Annotated in this window: 14 protein-coding genes; all 14 read left to right on the forward strand. The window is 65.7% G+C overall.

Annotated elements, in window-relative coordinates; genetic code table 11:
- Nucleotides 1-8 precede the first annotated feature (8 nt).
- The 14 genes from GWI72_RS16375 (at nucleotide 9) to urtE (ending at nucleotide 16,179) form a co-directional block, all read left to right on the forward strand.
- Entirely contained in the window at nucleotides 9-1,919 is a 1,911-nt protein-coding gene (locus tag GWI72_RS16375; RefSeq protein ID WP_161709359.1) for a bifunctional 5-dehydro-2-deoxygluconokinase/5-dehydro-2-deoxyphosphogluconate aldolase, read from the forward strand.
- On the forward strand, nucleotides 1,916-3,742 hold the full coding sequence (gene iolD, locus GWI72_RS16380; RefSeq protein WP_161709360.1) for a 3D-(3,5/4)-trihydroxycyclohexane-1,2-dione acylhydrolase (decyclizing): 1,827 nt from the start codon (nucleotides 1,916-1,918) through the stop codon (nucleotides 3,740-3,742). Before GWI72_RS16375 ends, iolD begins: the two co-directional genes overlap by 4 nt.
- Before the next feature lie 3 nt (nucleotides 3,743-3,745).
- Nucleotides 3,746-4,648, forward strand: coding sequence for a myo-inosose-2 dehydratase (gene iolE / locus GWI72_RS16385; protein WP_161677157.1), 903 nt, complete (start codon nucleotides 3,746-3,748; stop codon nucleotides 4,646-4,648).
- Nucleotides 4,649-4,878: 230 nt separating this feature from the next.
- Nucleotides 4,879-5,088: a hypothetical protein gene (locus GWI72_RS16390; RefSeq protein WP_161677156.1), complete on the forward strand. Its 210-nt coding sequence runs from the start codon at nucleotides 4,879-4,881 to the stop codon at nucleotides 5,086-5,088.
- Nucleotides 5,085-5,897: a 5-deoxy-glucuronate isomerase gene (iolB, locus tag GWI72_RS16395; protein WP_161709361.1), complete on the forward strand. Its 813-nt coding sequence runs from the start codon at nucleotides 5,085-5,087 to the stop codon at nucleotides 5,895-5,897. The genes GWI72_RS16390 and iolB overlap by 4 nt, the downstream gene beginning before the upstream one ends.
- A 379-nt stretch (nucleotides 5,898-6,276) precedes the next feature.
- Nucleotides 6,277-7,596, forward strand: coding sequence for a purine-cytosine permease family protein (locus GWI72_RS16400; protein ID WP_161677154.1), 1,320 nt, complete (start codon nucleotides 6,277-6,279; stop codon nucleotides 7,594-7,596).
- 75 nt (nucleotides 7,597-7,671) lie between these two features.
- Nucleotides 7,672-8,694 (forward strand): alpha/beta fold hydrolase, encoded by a 1,023-nt coding sequence (locus tag GWI72_RS16405; protein WP_161709362.1) that lies wholly within the window; start codon nucleotides 7,672-7,674, stop codon nucleotides 8,692-8,694.
- A 472-nt stretch (nucleotides 8,695-9,166) separates the two neighbouring features.
- Nucleotides 9,167-10,354 carry a transporter substrate-binding domain-containing protein gene (locus tag GWI72_RS16410; RefSeq protein ID WP_161677152.1) on the forward strand — a complete coding sequence of 396 codons (1,188 nt, stop codon included), beginning with the start codon at nucleotides 9,167-9,169 and terminating at the stop codon, nucleotides 10,352-10,354.
- Between the two features lie 92 nt (nucleotides 10,355-10,446).
- A complete protein-coding gene (locus tag GWI72_RS16415; RefSeq protein ID WP_161677151.1) occupies nucleotides 10,447-11,085 on the forward strand; it encodes an ANTAR domain-containing response regulator in 639 nt (212 codons plus the stop codon).
- 256 nt (nucleotides 11,086-11,341) lie between these two features.
- Nucleotides 11,342-12,589: a transporter substrate-binding domain-containing protein gene (locus GWI72_RS16420; RefSeq protein ID WP_161709363.1), complete on the forward strand. Its 1,248-nt coding sequence runs from the start codon at nucleotides 11,342-11,344 to the stop codon at nucleotides 12,587-12,589.
- 109 nt (nucleotides 12,590-12,698) lie between these two features.
- Complete coding sequence (gene urtB / locus GWI72_RS16425; protein WP_179959532.1) at nucleotides 12,699-13,568, forward strand: urea ABC transporter permease subunit UrtB; 870 nt, start codon at nucleotides 12,699-12,701, stop codon at nucleotides 13,566-13,568.
- A 4-nt stretch (nucleotides 13,569-13,572) separates the two neighbouring features.
- The gene (gene urtC / locus GWI72_RS16430) at nucleotides 13,573-14,742 is read left to right on the forward strand and encodes an urea ABC transporter permease subunit UrtC (protein WP_161677148.1); all 1,170 of its coding nucleotides are present in this window, start codon (nucleotides 13,573-13,575) and stop codon (nucleotides 14,740-14,742) included.
- Nucleotides 14,739-15,488, forward strand: a complete 750-nt coding sequence (gene urtD, locus GWI72_RS16435; RefSeq protein WP_161677147.1) for an urea ABC transporter ATP-binding protein UrtD — start codon at nucleotides 14,739-14,741, stop codon at nucleotides 15,486-15,488. The genes urtC and urtD overlap by 4 nt, the downstream gene beginning before the upstream one ends.
- On the forward strand, nucleotides 15,481-16,179 hold the full coding sequence (gene urtE, locus GWI72_RS16440; protein ID WP_161677146.1) for an urea ABC transporter ATP-binding subunit UrtE: 699 nt from the start codon (nucleotides 15,481-15,483) through the stop codon (nucleotides 16,177-16,179). Before urtD ends, urtE begins: the two co-directional genes overlap by 8 nt.
- The last annotated feature ends 54 nt before the right edge of the window (nucleotides 16,180-16,233 follow it).

A 16,233-nucleotide genomic window follows, 5' to 3' on the forward strand; every position in this document is an offset into this window, starting at 1 on the left:
TGAGGCGGATGAGCAAGACCCTCGATCTCATCACCATCGGCCGTTCGTCGGTCGATCTCTATGGCTCGCAGATCGGCGGCCGGCTTGAGGACATGGGGAGCTTCCAGAAGTACATCGGCGGCTCTCCCACCAACATGGCGGCCGGCAGCGCCCGCCTGGGTCTCAAGTCGGCGCTGATCACCCGCGTCGGCGATGAGCACATGGGCCGCTTCATCCGCGAGCAGCTGATCCGCGAGGGCGTTGACGTGACCGGGGTCAAGACCGACCCGGAGCGTCTCACCGCCCTCGTGATCCTCGGCATCCGTGACGACAAGCAGTTCCCGCTCATCTTCTACCGCGAGAACTGCGCCGACATGGCCTTGTGCGAGGCGGACATCGATCCGGCCTTCATCGCCCGCGCCCGCGCCGTGGTGGCGACCGGTACGCACCTGTCGCATCCGCGCACCGAGGCGGCGGTGCTGAAGGCCCTGCGCATCGCAAGGGAAACCGGCGGCCAGACCGCGCTCGACATCGACTATCGTCCCAACCTCTGGGGCCTGTCCGGGCACGGCGACGGCGAGAACCGCTTCATCGCGTCTGATCAGGTGACCGCCCGGCTGCAGCAGCATCTGCCGCTGTTCGACCTGATCGTCGGCACCGAAGAGGAATTTCACATCGCCGGCGGCACGACGGACACCGTGGCGGCGCTGCGCCGGGTCCGCGAGCTGAGCCGGGCGACGCTCGTCTGCAAGCGCGGGCCGATGGGGGCTGTCGCCTTCACCGGCGCGATCCCCGACCGGCTGGATGACGGCGAGACCGGTCCCGGGTTCCCGATCGAGGTGTTCAATGTTCTCGGCGCCGGCGACGGCTTCATGTCGGGTCTCCTGAAGGGCTGGCTTGACGGCGAGACCTGGGTGCGGGCGCTGACCTATGCCAATGCCTGTGGCGCCTTTGCGGTGTCGCGGCACGGCTGCACGCCCGCCTATCCCTCCTGGGAGGAGCTGCAGTTCTTCCTGAAGCGCGGCGTCGTCACGCCGGCGCTGCGCAAGGACGCGGAGCTGGAGCAGATCCACTGGTCGACGACCCGCAGCGGCGACTGGAGCGAGATGCATGTCTTCGCCTTCGATCATCGCAAGCAGATGGAGGAACTGCCGGGGGCGACGGCCGAGAAGATCGGTGCCTTCAAGGAGCTGTGCCTGGATGCCGTCGAGCGGGTGGCCAACGGACGCAAGGGCTTCGGCCTTCTGTGCGATGGCCGGCTCGGCCGCACGGCGCTGCACAAGGCGGCCGGCAAGGGGCTCTGGATCGGCCGTCCGGTGGAATGGCCGGGGTCACGTCCGCTGACGCTGGAGCCCGACATCGGGCCCGACTATGGCGGGCTCAACGAATGGCCGCTCGATCATGTGGTCAAGGTGCTCTGCTTCTGCCATCCGCAGGACGACGCCGCGATGTGGGCCGAGCAGGAGGCCGTGATCCACCGGCTTTATGCGGCCGCCCGCCGCAACCGGCTGGAATTCCTGCTGGAGGTCATTCCCTCCAAGGTCGCCCCGGTGGACGATGACACGACCGCGGAGATCATCGACCGGTTCTACCGGCTGGGGATCTATCCGGACTGGTGGAAGCTCGAGCCGATGCGCTCGGCCGAAGCCTGGGCCAGGACCTGCGCCATGATCAAGGGCCATGATCCGCATGTGCGCGGCATCGTGGTGCTGGGGCTGGACGCGCCGGAGGCCGAGCTGATGGCCTGCTTCGAGGAGGCTGCGCGGCATGACCTCGTGAAGGGCTTTGCGGTCGGGCGCACCATCTACAGCGAGGCCGCCCGGGCGTGGCTCGCCGGGACCATCGACGACAAGGGTGCCATCGCGCTGATGGCGGCGAATTTTGCGAAACTGTCGGCCGCCTGGGACAAGGCGCGGGCAGCGCAGGGAGTGGCAGCATGAGCAAGATCCGACTGACTGCCGCGCAGGCGATGGTCCGCTGGCTGACCCGGCAGATGACCGAGGACGGCGTGCCCTTCATCGCCGGCGTCTGGGCCATCTTCGGGCACGGCAACGTGGCCGGGATCGGCGAGGCGCTGCACGGCATCCGCAGCGAGCTGCCGACCTATCGCGGTCACAACGAGCAGGGCATGGCCCATGCCGCCATTGCCTATGCCAAGCAGCTTGGCCGCCGGCGTGCCATGGCCGTCACCTCGTCGATCGGACCGGGCGCCACCAACATGGTGACGGCGGCCGCGCTTGCCCATGTGAACCGCCTGCCGGTGCTGTTCGTGCCCGGCGACGTCTTTGCCAACCGGGGCCCGGACCCGGTGCTGCAGCAGATCGAGGATTTCGGTGATGGCACCGTCAGCGCCAATGACTGCTTCCGTCCGGTGTCGCGCTATTTTGATCGCATCACCCGGCCGGAACAGCTTCTGACCGCGCTGCCGCGTGCCATGGCGGTGATGACCGACCCGGCCGACTGTGGCCCGGTGACGCTCGCCTTCTGCCAGGACGTCCAGGCGGAAGCCTATGACTGGCCGGAGGAGTTTTTCGCGCCGCGCATCTGGCGCCAGCGCCGGATCCGGCCGGACGAAAGCGAACTGGTCGAGGTCATCGGCCTCATCTGCGCGGCCAAGCGGCCCGTCATCGTCGCCGGCGGCGGCGTGCATTACTCCGGCGCCACCGAGGCTCTCGCCTGGTTTGCCGCCCGCCATCGCATTCCCGTGGTCGAAAGCCAGGCCGGCAAGTCGGCCCTGCCGTGGGATCATCCGATGAACCTCGGTCCCGTGGGTGTCACCGGGGCGGAGAGCGCCAACACCGTCGCGGCCGAGGCTGATCTGGTGATCGGCGTCGGCACGCGGTTCCAGGATTTCACCACCGGTTCGTGGGGCCTGTTCCGCAACCCGGCGCGCAAGCTGGTGTCGATCAACGTCGCGGCCTATGACGCGATGAAGCATGGCGCGGTGCCGCTCCAGGGCGATGCCCGCGTCTGTCTCGACGAGCTCAGCGCCGGCCTTGGCCAGCATCAGGGGCCGGAGGTGTCGGCCGGGCTCAAGCAGGCGTGGTTTGCCAAGGTCGATCCGCTGACGGCGGCGCCGGTCGGAGAGGCCAACGGCCTGCCGACCGATCAGCAGGTGATCGGCGCCGTGCAGCGGGCGGCCGGGCCCGACACGGTCGTCATGTGCGCGGCCGGCACCATGCCGGGCGAGCTGCACAAGCTGTGGAAGGCGTCGCGTCCCATGTCCTATCACATGGAATACGGCTTCTCCTGCATGGGCTACGAGATCGCCGGCGCGCTCGGCATCAAGATGGCCGAGCCTGACCGGGACGTGATCTGCATGGTCGGTGACGGCAGCTACATGATGATGAACTCGGAGCTGGCCAGCGCCGTCATGCTCGGCCAGAAGATCACCGTCGTGATCACCGACAACCGGGGCTACGGCTGCATCAACCGGCTGCAGATGGGCACCGGCGGGGCCGAGTTCAACAACCTGCTCGACCACACGATCCACACCAATCCGAGCCATATCGATTTCGTCGCCCATGCCGGCGCCATGGGGGCGAAGGCCGTGAAGGCCGGTTCGATCGCCGAGCTGGAGGCCGCGCTTGCCGAGGCCAAGACGGCGGCCGGTCCCTTCGTTGTGGTGATCGACACCGACCCCTATCCGTCCACTCCGCATGGCGGCCACTGGTGGGATGTGGCGGTTCCGGAAGTTTCCCCGCGCGCCGAAGTGCGGGCGGCCCGCGAGAATTACGAACGCAAGCTGCAGGAAAGACACTGAGCCATGATCCTTTACGGCACCAATCCCATCGCCTGGTCCAACGACGACGACCAGACGCTCGGCGCGCATATCTCGCTCGAGCAGTGCCTGGATGAAACCGCGAAGATCGGCTTCGACGGCATCGAGAAAGGGCACAAGCTGCCCGTGACGCCCGAGGGTATCGCGAAAGAACTGGGCGGACGCGGCCTCAAGTACATCTCCGGCTGGCACTCGCTCAATCTTCTGACCAACTCCATCGCGGACGAGAAGGCGGCGATGCAGCCCTTCCTCGACCTGCTGAAGGCTGTCGGCTCGAAGGTGATCATCACCTGCGAGACCTCCAACGCCATCCATGGCAATGACGCCGTGCCGGTGAACAACAAGCCGGTGCTGGCGGCCTCCGAATGGGCCGATTTCGGCCACGGCGTCGAGGCGCTGGCAGCCTTTGCGGCCGAGCAGGGCATCACGCTGGTCTATCATCACCACATGGGCACGGTGGTGGAGAGCGAGGCGGAAATCGACCTGTTCATGAAGCACACTGGCCCGGCCACGAAGCTCCTGTTCGACACCGGCCACTGCTACTTCGGCGGCGGCAACCCGGCGGCGGTGGCCGAGCGCCACATGGCCCGCGTGCGTCACCTTCATGCCAAGAACGTGCGTCCGGCGATCATGCGCCAGGTGCGCGAGGAGGGGCTGTCCTTCCTCGAAGGCGTGCGCCGCGGCGTCTTCACTGTGCCGGGTGACCCGGAGGGCGGCGTCGACTTCCGCCCGGTTCTGGCCACGGCGGCGGCGCATGGCTATGAGGGCTGGCTGGTGATCGAGGCCGAGCAGGACCCGAGTGTCCGCATCCCCTTCGAGTACCAGAGCATGGGGCTGACGGCGCTGAAGGCGCTGGCCAAGGACGTGGGGCTGGACCGCCGCACGTGAGCCCTCAGCGTGGATGAGCCAAAAGCGCCCCGGCCCTTCTCCCCACGCGGGGCAGGGGCGCTGACAGGCCCGGCACGACAGTCAGGCTGGTACGTTCCTTAAGGTCGCGGTGCGTCAAACGGCTCACGGGCTCTGGGTCGTTGCAAGGGGAAATGTGAAGCGTGCGGCCTCGCGTGTTGCTATAGCCGGAACACTCTGACGACGTGTTCCCTTCCAACAAAGAGACCCAGATGAAGATCATCGACCCGGATCATCCCTTCTACCGGCCCCTGTGGCGCCGCCTTGCCATTGTCGGGGTGACACTGGCCTGGGCCGGTGTCGAGGCCTGGACCGGGGCGACCGGCTGGGCGCTGTTCTTCGTCGCAATCGCTGCCTATGCAGCCTGGATGCTGCTGGTGAGTTACCGTCCCAAGCCGGATGACGCTGGAGACAAGTCATGACCAACCTGTTGCGCCGGCCGACCGGCACCCGTGGCAAGGTTCACGCCATCACGCCCGAGGCCGCAAACTGGGGCTATGTCGGCTTCGACCTCTATCGCCTGGAGGCGGGCGAGGAGCTGCGCGAGGCAACCGGCGGCCGCGAGGCGATCCTCGTTCTGGTGGAAGGCAAGGCCGAGGTGAGCGCCGGAGGCCAGTCCTTCGGCGAGCTTGGCCTGCGGCTCGACGTGTTCGAGAAACTGCCGCCGGCCTGCGTCTACGTGCCGGACAAGTCGGAATGGCAGGTGCGGGCAACGACGGCCCTGACGCTGGCGGTCTGCACCGCGCCGGGGCAGTCCACCCATCCGGTGCAGGTGCTCGGTCCCGAGGGGCTGACGCTGGAAAGCCGCGGGCAGGGGACCAACACCCGCTACATCCACAACATCGCCATGGAAGGGCGGGATGTGGCCGGCAGCCTGCTGGTGACGGAAGTGTTCACGCCGTCCGGCCACTGGTCGTCCTACCCGCCGCACCGGCATGACGAGGACAACTTCCCCGACATGACCTATCTGGAAGAAACCTATTATCACCGCCTCAACCCGGCGCAGGGCTTCGGCATCCAGCGGGTGTTCACGGAAGACGGCTCGCTCGACGAGACCATGGCTGTGAGCAACCATGACGTGGTGCTGGTGCCCAAGGGGCACCACCCCTGCGGCGCGCCCTATGGCTACGAGATGTACTATCTCAACGTCATGGCCGGCCCCATGCGCAAGTGGCGCTTCAAGAACCATCCCGACCATGACTGGATCTACCAGCGCGATCTCGCGCGCTGATCCTCAGTTCCCCGCTGGCCGATGCGCCGGTCCGGTGGCAGGGTTCGGGACCCCAGGCCTGGCGAGCGGCAGTAAGGGAAGCCTGCGGGCCATCCGGCGGATGTTCTTCGACGGATGGCCTATTTTCATGCAATTGACACACGTCCGGACGCGCTCTATCGTCATGTCTTGTCCGGGTTAATCCGGATACCGGCACCGGCGCCGGACGAAAGCGCAGGCAAAAAGGCCTCCCCATGTCTCCTTCACTGGAGCCATGCGGAGGCCTTTTTGCGTTTCTGGGTCTGAAGAACCGGTGCCGGGGGCGAGGAAGTCGTGCCCGAACGAGCCCGGCTGACCTCGCCGCAATTTGGCTTGTGACGAACGGAAAGAGGGGAGTCGCATGTCAAAACTGACGCAGAATGTGGAAGCCGTGGAGACCGAAGTCGACCACGTGCTCGGAGCGGAATACGAACACACCGCCGTGCCCATGGCAGCACGGCGCAGCATGTTTTCGGTAACCACGGTGTGGATCGGCTTTCCGATGATCATCACCGGGGCCATGACCGGCTCGCTGCTGGTGCTGGGCATGGGCTTTGCCAATGCGCTGACCGCGATGATCGTCGGCAACCTGATCATGCTCGTCTACGTCGGCCTGCTGGGCCTGCTCGGGACCCGGACGGGCTTCAACTTCGCGCTGATGGCCAGCGTGGTGTTCGGTCGCAAGGGGTACGTGCTGGCGTCGGGCCTGCTGTCGACGCTGCTGCTCGGCTGGTACGCCGTGCAGACCGGGATTACCGGGGCGCTGATCAGCACCGCCTATGAACTCAACTACGTGATGATGACGGTGCTGGCCGGCGTTCTCTATATCGGCATCACCTTCGTCGGCGTGCGCGGGCTGCATGCGATCGGCCTCGTGTCGGTGCCCGCCTTCATCATCCTTGGCCTCTACGTGATGTTCGATGCGGCCGCGACGACCAGCTGGGGCGCAATCTATGCCTATGCCGGCAACAACGGCGTGGCGACCATGTCGATGGGCGTCGGCCTGACGGTCGTGATCGCGCTCTTCATCGATGCGGGCACGGTGACGGCCGACTTCAACCGCTGGGCGGCCGACAGCCGCAGCTCGCTGGTGGCCACCTTCAGCGCCTTCCCCTTCGCCAACCTCGTGGCGATGCTGGTGGGCGGCGTGACGACGGCCGCGCTTGCCGTGCCGGATGCCAATCCGTTCGGGGCCGACAACATGTTCGGCTACATGAACGCCAAGCAGATCGGCTTCCTGAGCGTGCTGGCCTTCCTGTTCCTCTACTGCAACCTCGGTTCGGTCTGCGCCCACTGCCTCTACAATGCGGCGACCGGCTGGTCGCGCATCCTGTCGAGCCACATGCGCATCATGGCCGTGGTGCTCGGCATCATCGGCATCGTGGTCGCCGCCGGCAACGTCTGGGCCTTCTTCATCGAGTGGCTGTCGCTGCTCGGCATCCTCGTGCCGCCGATCGGCGCCATCATCATCGTCGACCAGTATGTCCTGCGCCGCCCGGCGGTGATCGATCAGGACTGGCGCGGCCAGGCGTTCCTTGCCTGGATCATCGGCTCGCTGGTCGCCTTCGTCGTCGAGTTCTACGCGCCGTATCTCTCGACGGCCATCTGCGCCGGCCTCGCGGGCGGCATCGCCTATGCGGTGATCGGCCAGTCGCGCGCGTCGCAGAAGGCTTCGGCCTGACACAGCTGCCGCCGGGGGCGCCGCCAGGGCGCTCCCGGCCGCCACATCAAGAAAGACCAAAGGGGACTGAGTTTCATGAGCGTCGATTACAAGCTGTACGATCTGGGAGATTTTCGCCTGCAGCGGGGCGCGACCCTGCGGGGCGCCAAGCTCGCCTACAAGACCTTCGGCACGCTGTCGCCGGCCAAGGACAATGCCATCGTCTATCCGACCTGGTATTCGGGCCAGCATCCCGACAACGAATGGCTGATCGGCAAGGGCATGGCGCTCGATCCGGACAAGTATTTCATCGTCATTCCCAACATGCTGGGCAACGGCCTGTCCTCCTCGCCGAGCAACACCCCCGAGCCCTACAACGCATCCCGGTTTCCGCAGATCACCGCCTATGACAACGTGCGCGCCCAGCACCAGCTGGTGACCGAGCACTTCGGTATTACCAAGTTGCCGCTGGTGACCGGCTGGTCGATGGGGGCGCTGCAGACCTTCCACTGGGGGGCGATGTATCCCGACATGGTGGAGCGGATCGCGCCGTTCTGCGGCTCGGCCAAATGCTCCCGGCACAATTTCGTGTTTCTCGAAGGCGTCAAGGCGGCGCTCACGGCGGACGCGGCCTTCAACAACGGCTGGTACGGCGACAAGAAGCCGGAGAAGGGCCTGCGGGCCATGGCGCGCGTCTATGCCGGCTGGGGCTTCTCGCAGGCCTTCTACCGCCAGGAGCTTGATCTGAAGGCGCTCGGCTATTCCTCGCTGGAAGATTTCCTCGTCGCCTTCTGGGAGGGCTTCTTCCTGCCGAAGGACGCCAACAACCTGCTCACCATGCTGTGGACCTGGCAGAACGGCGACATCAGCGACAACGAGCTCTACAACGGCGATTTCCGCAAGGCGCTTGGGGCCATCAAGGCCAAGGCCTATGTCATGCCTGGCCGTACCGATCTCTACTTCCCGCCGGAGGACAGCGAGTTCGAGGTGGCGCACATGCCCAATGCCAAGCTGATCGTGTTTGAATCCGTCTGGGGGCATTTCGCCGGCGGGCCGGGAACCAGCCCGGTCGATGTAAAGTTCCTTGACGAAAAGCTGAAAGAGCTGCTCAATTCCTGAGCATGTTAATGAACGGGCAGGTGGAGCTGGTTCTCCTGCCCCTTCGGCAACAGTCCTGCCGGCGGATGCGACGCATCGGATGCCGAGGAGCTGCCGGCAGGCAAGGCAAGAAGAACCCGGAAAACGGGAGCCCGAAACGGGCGTTGAGGGGAACGAATGCGCGCAATGCTCAGCCTGCCCGGGATCCGCGGGCGCTGACCCGTTGACCGTCCCTGCATCCGCAACCTGCCGGCCCGGCTGTTCCGGGACAGGCGGACAGCGTGTTGCAGGTCCGTCATCTTCTCTCCGGGCTGGGGCGGGGAGAGACGGAGCTGATGGCATCCGGGCCAGAAGACAGGCCTGGAGGCAGGGCAGGTTGGCGGAGGCTGGTCGGGGCTGTGGGCAAGCCGGGGGCTGCAAGAGGCAGGCGATCCACCCGGTCCGCAGACGGCTTCCGCAGGGCGGGCGCGCAGGCCAAGGACAAGTCGGGCGCATGATCTGGCGATGTGTGGCAGGACCAGCAGACGAGGGGATCGAGGTGAGAGGATCTGAACGGACGTCCGCCCCATGGCGCGTCGGGGTGCTGTTTTCCCAGAGCGGCTTCATGGCCGTCATCGAGGAAACGCAGTTGCGCGGTACGTTGACGGCCATCGACGAAATCAATGCAGCCGGCGGCATCAACGGCCGGCCCATCGAGCCGGTGATCTACGATCCGGGCTCAGAGGCCAGGGCTTTCGGCCGCTATGCGAAGAAGCTGATGATCGAGGACGGCGTCACCACCATGTTCGGGTGTTACACGTCCTCCAGCCGCCGGGCGGTGCTGCCGGTGGTCGAGCGCCTCAACGGCCTGCTGTGGTACCCGACCCTTTACGAGGGCTTCGAGTTCTCGCCAAACGTGATCTACACCGGGGCCGCGCCCAACCAGAACAGCGTGGAACTTTGTCGCCTGCTGATGGAGATGTACGGCCGGCGCTTCTTCTTCATCGGGTCGGACTATGTCTATCCGCGCGAGAGCAACCGCATCATGCGCGAGCTGGTGGCCAACAGCGGCGGCGAGGTCGTTGGCGAACGCTATGTGCGCCTGGCGGCCGACCGGTCCGAGTTCCAGCCGCTGCTGCGCGAGGTCAAGGCTGCCAAGCCTGACGTCATCTTCTCGACCGTGGTCGGCGACAGCACGATCTTCCTTTACCAGACCTACCATGACATGGGGTTCGACCCGAAGGTGATGCCGATCGCCAGCCTGACGACGACCGAGGCCGAGATCCAGGCCATGGGCTATGACGTCGGCGAAGGCCACATCACGGCAGCCCCCTATTTCCAGGGCATCGGCGGCGAACGCAACTCGTCCTTCATCCAGCTCTACAAGAAGCGCTATGGCGAGGACCAGTCCACGAACATGTGCCTGGAGGCCGCCTATTTCCAGGTGCATGTCTTCGCCAAGACGCTGGCGGAAACCAATTCGCTGGACACGGAGGTCCTGCGCAACACGGTCATGGGCTCCGAGTATGACGCGCCGCAGGGCAACATTTCTGTCAACCCGGTCTGCGGGCATACCGACCTGTGGACCCGGATCGGCAAGGCGAACCGGCAGGGCCAGTTCGACCTTGTCTACGAATCGCCAACCCGGGTGAATGCCGATCCCTACCTGATCGGCTATGCCCGAAACCTCGCCTTTGTCTGAACCGGAAGAGCGACCTGATGAGCATGAGACCGACGGGCGGATTTGAGCGTGGCTCCAGTCTTTCGGCAAACGAGCGCAGCGGACGGCGGACCATGTTGACGCTGTCCGCGCGCGGACCCGCTCCGGCCCCGGCCGGACGGCCGGTGGCGCGGCCCGGGCAGACGACCTTCCCCTTTGCCGACATCAGCATCGGGGTCATCACCGAGCGGACCGCCGAGGGCGACGCCCTGATCCGCGAACTGCAGAAGCTGCGGGCCCGGCCGCAGCATGTCTGGCCCGTGCCGGCGACGCTGCCGACGGGCTATGATGTCCTGCTGTGCGATCTGGTCGACGACCTTCCCACCCGCGTGCCCTGGCTGCCGGGCGAGCCGGAATCGGCGCTGATCGCGCTGCTGCCCAAGAACGGACCGTTCCGGCCGGAGCTGCTGCGTGACACGGCCGCCCACGGGGTGCTCGTGTTGCCCTCCGATGCCCTCACCCTGCAGTGTACGCTCGCCCTGGCGCGGGATCATTTCCGCTACGAGCAGCGTCTGCGCGGTCGCATCGACAAGCTGGACGAGAACCTGCGCAACATGCGCAGCGTCGAGCGGGCCAAGTCCATCATCATGCACCGCAAGGGCATGAACGAAGAGGACGCCTACCAGTTCCTGCGCCGTCAGGCGATGTCCAAACGTGTTTCGATCGGCGCGATCGCCAACGCAATTGTTGACTCGCAGGAATTGCTTGGCTAACATTTAAACGAGCGTAAGAAACGCTCGGCGGATGGCAACGAGGCCGTCCCGAAATGCAGGCATCAATGCCCCGCAATTGACCAGTCGGTCGGTTTGCGGGGTTTTTTATTTTGGCGAACCTGTTTCGCCAGAAGACGATCCGGCATGTCCGCGGCAACGTCCGCCCACAAAAAAGCGTTGGCAAGGGAGCCTCGACGCCGTCCGCCCGAAAGGGGGGCTGCGCGGGGCTTTTTCGCATTTCCGACCGGAGGGTTGCATGACCATGAAAAGACGCAGTTTCCTGAAAGGCATCGCCGCAACCGGCGCCTTTGCCGCGACCGGGTTTCCGCACATCTGGAACAAGAACATGTCGCTTGCGCGGGCGGCCAACGGCGAGATCAAGGTGGGGGTCCTGTTCTCGCTGACCGGCACGACCGGCATCATCGAGGAGTCGCTCAACAAGGCGACGTTGATGGCGATCGAGGAGATCAACGCGGCCGGTGGCATCAACGGCATGAAGATCGTGCCGATCGTCGAGGATCCGGCGTCCGACCCGGCGACCTTTGCCGAAAAGGCGCGCAAGCTTGTCGTCGGCGACAAGTGCGTCTCGGTGTTCGGCTCCTACACCTCGGCCAGCCGCAAGGCGGTGCTCCCGGTCTTCGAGAAGCGCGACAATCTCTACTGGTATCCGACCCTCTACGAGGGCCGCGAATGCTCGAAGAACGTGATCTACACCGGTGCGGTTCCCAACCAGCAGCAGGACGAGTTCATTCCCTGGCTGGTGCAGAAGTTCGGCAAGAAGTTCTATCTCATCGGCTCGAACTACATCTATCCGAAGGAAGAGAACAACTACTGCAAGAAGCTGCTCGAGACGCTCGGCGGTGAGGTGGTCAACGAGGAATACGTTCCGCTCGGCCACTCCGAGTTCTCCTCGGTGATCAACAAGATCAAGAGCACGCAGCCGAACGTCATCTTCTCGACCGTCGTCGGCGATTCCGTGGTGGCGCTGCACCGCCAGTACCGCGCGGCCGGCCTTGATCCGGAGAAGATGCCGATGGCCAGCCTGACCACCTCGGAAAACGAGGTTGCGGCCATGGGTGGCGATGCGGCTGCCGGGCACTTCACCTCCGCGCCCTACTTCATGGTGCACCAGTCGCCGGAAAACGAGAAGTTCGTGGCCGCCTACAAGCGCCGCTGGGGCGACGACAAGGTCACGCACTTCGTGTCCGAGCCGTCCTACTTCCAGGTCTACCTGTTCAAGCAGGCCGTGGAGAAGCTGGCCGGCAGCGAGATCGATCCGCCCACCATCCGCGAAGCGGTCAAGGGCCAGGAGCTGATCGCGCCGCAGGGGCGCATCCGCGTCGATCCGGAAAACCTGCATACCTGGCTGTGGCCGAAGATCGCCATGGCAAAGTCGGACGGTCAGTTCGAGGTGCTCGAGAGCTTCCCCGAGTGGATCGCACCGAACCCCTATGCGGCCTATCCGGGCCAGACGTGCACGGCCGACGGCCTCAAGGAAGGCTGAGCCGGCCCACACCCACCGACAGATCCTGTCTCCGTGTCCCCGGCGCTCGCGCGCCGGGGCACAAGGCAGGCTTGTGAGCCGACACCGTGGCAGGCGAGGGAGCGCGCCCGTGGATTTCATTCTTCAACAAGTCATCACCGGCCTCAGCATCGGATCCATCCTGCTGCTCGTCGCGCTGGGCCTGGCGATCATCTATGGCTCGATGGGCGTCATCAACATGGCCCATGGCGAGTTCGTCATGCTCGGAGCCTATGGTGCCTGGGCGCTCAACAGCGTGTTCGGGCTGGACCTGCTCTCCAGTCTGGTCTTCATCTTTCTCGGCGTGGGCGCTTTCGGCTGGGCGACCGAACGGGGCGTGATCCGCTTCCTCTACGCAAGACCCCTCGACACGCTGCTGGCGACCTGGGGCATCGGCGTGGTGCTGCAGCAGGTGATCCGCCTGTCCGCCGGCGGGGAGCTGCGTTACGTCGGCATGCCGGAGATCTTCTCCGACACCGTCTCGATCCTCGGCGTCAGCGTTCCGTCCTACCGCGTCTTCATCTTCGTCTTCGTCGCCGCGCTCTTCGCCGCAACCTGGGCGCTGATGTTCCGCACCTCCTTCGGCACCCGCCTGCGCGCCGTGGTCCAGGATCGCAACACCGCCATGTGCTTCGGCGTCAATGCCGACAAGGTCTACAGCCTGACCTTTGCCTATGGCGCGGGTCTGGCCGGTCTGGCCGGCGCGCTGGTGGCACCGCTGAAGAGCGTCAGCCCGGAAATGGGCGGGGCCTATGTGGTCGACGCCTTCTTCGTGGTTGTCCTCGGGGGCGTGCAGAGCCTCTTCGGCACCGTCGCGAGCGCCGCCCTGCTTGGCCAGATGTCCGGCGTGCTGGCCTACGTGTCGAACGACACGATCGCCAAGGCGCTGGTGCTGCTCGCCATCATCGTCCTCATCCGTTTCCGCCCGCAGGGCCTCTTCGTCACCAAGGTCCGGAGCTGAACCCATGGCCCATGTGTCTTCCCCGTCCGCCCGGCTTCCGGACTCGGTCCGCGACGGACGCCTGCAGATTGCCGTCTATGCCGCGGTCTGCCTGCTGATCTTCCTCGTGCCGCTCGCCATTGACGACGACTTCCTGCTGAACCGCATTGCCCGGTACCTGGTGCTCGGCATGGTGGCCATGGCGCTGGCCCTGTCCTGGGGCTATGCCGGCATCCTCAACCTTGGCCAGGCGCTCAGCTTCGGTCTCGGCTCCTACTGCATGGCCATGGCGCTGAAGCTGCGCACCGTGCCGGTGCACACCGGCTCGGAAGGCCTGCCGGACTTCATGGTCTGGAACAATGTCGAGCGGCTGCCGCTCTTCTGGGTCCCGTTCCAGTCGATGACCTTCGCCATCCTGGCGGGGATCCTCGTGCCGGTGCTGGTGGCGGCCGCGCTCGGATGGTTCATGTTCCGGGGCCGGATCACCGGCGTGTTCGTCGCCATCATCACGCTGGCGGCGCTGGTTGTCGCCAACCTCCTGATCGTCGACATGCAGAGTGTCACCGGCGGCTTCAACGGCATCACCGACCTGGCCCAGCTTGACCTGTTCGGCTTTGAATTCGATGCCTATTCCGCAACGACCTACTATCTCGTCGCCACCTGCCTGACGGTCTCGCTGTTCGGCTGCCTGGCGGTGACGCGGAGCAAGGCCGGCCTCATCTTCCAGGCCATCCGCGACGACGAGCGCCGGGTCCGCTTCTTTGGCTATGACGTCGCCGCGTTCAAGATCCTCGCCATGGCCGTGTCGGCCGCCGTCGCCGGACTGGCGGGCATGCTCTACACCGTGGTGATGGAGTTTGCCTCGCCGACCTTCCTTGGCGTGCCGCTGTCGCTCTCCATCGTCATCTGGTGCGCCGTCGGCGGTCGCCAGAGCCTGCTTGGCGCCATGCTGGGAGCGATCCTGATCGCCGGGATGCAGGGTGCCCTGTCCGAGACGGAGGCCTTCCTCGACACCTGGACGCTGGTGATGGGCGCCACCTTCGTGCTGGTGGTGCTGTTCCTCCCCAATGGTCTTGCCGGTCTCGTCACGCTCATCCGCAACCGGCTGTCACCGCGGCCGAAGGCATCGTCCGCCAACGGCCTGCGGCCGGCCCTTGCCGAGGCCTCGACCCAGAAGACGGGAGACAAGGCATGAGCCAGGTTCATCTCCAGCTCGTCGACCTTTGCGTCAGCTTCAACGGCTTCCGCGCGGTCAACAACCTCAACCTCAGCGTCAACAAGGGCGAGCTGCGCTGCCTGATCGGCCCCAACGGCGCCGGCAAGACCACGGCGCTCGACCTGATCTGCGGCAAGACGCGGGCCCTCAGCGGCGAGATCCGGCTCGACGGTCGCAACCTGGCGGCCATGGAGGATTACCAGATCGCCCGGGCCGGCGTGGGGCGCAAGTTCCAGGTGCCGAGTGTGTTCCGCCAGCTGACCGTTCGCGACAACCTCGAGGTTGCCCTGTGCCGCAAGCCCGGGGTGATGGCCAACCTGTTCCGCGGCGGGCGCTCGGGCGAGGGGCTCGAGCATCTGGCGGAGTTCGTCGGCCTTGCCGACCAGCTCGACGAGCCGGCGGCCAACCTGTCGCATGGCCAGACGCAGTGGCTGGAGATTGCCCTGCTGCTGGCCCAGGACAGCGAGCTCATCCTGCTCGACGAGCCGACCGCCGGCATGACGGCGCAGGAAACGCGCAAGACCGCCGACATCTGCAACCGCCTCAAGGGCAAGCACACGATCATCGTCGTCGAGCACGACATGGGCTTCGTGCGCGACATCGGCGACGTGCTCTCGGTGATGCACCAGGGCTCGCTGCTCGCCGAAGGCACGGCGGACGAGATCAGCGCCAACGAGCGCGTGCGCGAAGTCTACCTCGGTTCGATGGGGATCCACGGTGCTTGAGATCAGCAAACTCGACGGCTTCTACGGCAACTCGCGCGCCCTGCAGGGCATCGACCTGACCGTGCCCACGGGAACGTTCCTGTCGGTTCTGGGGCGCAACGGCGTCGGCAAGACCACGCTGATGCGCGCCATGCTGGGTCTGCTTGACCGCACGGACGGGGCAATCCGGCTCGACGGCAAGGACATCAACCGCCTGCCGACGCACGAGCGGGCGCGGGCCGGCATCGGCTACGTGCCGCAGGGACGAGGCATCCTGCCGCGCTTCACCGTCTACGAGAACCTCCAGCTCGGCGGCTTTGCCCGCACCAGCGACCGCGGCAAGGAGCTGGAGGCGCTCGTCTTCGACATGTTCCCGATCCTGCGCGAGTTCCGCAACCGCGCCGGGGGCAACCTTTCGGGCGGCCAGCAGCAACAGCTGGCCATCGCCCGGGCGCTGATGACCGACCCGCGCATCATCCTGCTGGATGAGCCGGCGGAGGGCATTCAGCCCAACATCGTCGAACTGATCGAGGAGGCGATCCTGTCGCTGAACCGGCGTTTCGGCATCACCATCGTGCTCGTCGAACAGAACATTCCGTTCGCACGGCGCGCCAGCACCGACTTCGCGATCCTGGAAAAGGGACGCGTGGTCGCATCCGGACCCATCGCAGGGCTGACCGACGACCTCGTGCACCGCCACATGGCGGTCTGAGGCGACCAGGCCCGATTTCAACGACACGCGAGGGTCCCGCATCCACCCACCGGA

Origin of the sequence: Pannonibacter sp. XCT-53 (genome assembly GCF_009915765.1) — a bacterium.
Lineage (GTDB): Bacteria > Pseudomonadota > Alphaproteobacteria > Rhizobiales > Stappiaceae > Pannonibacter > Pannonibacter tanglangensis.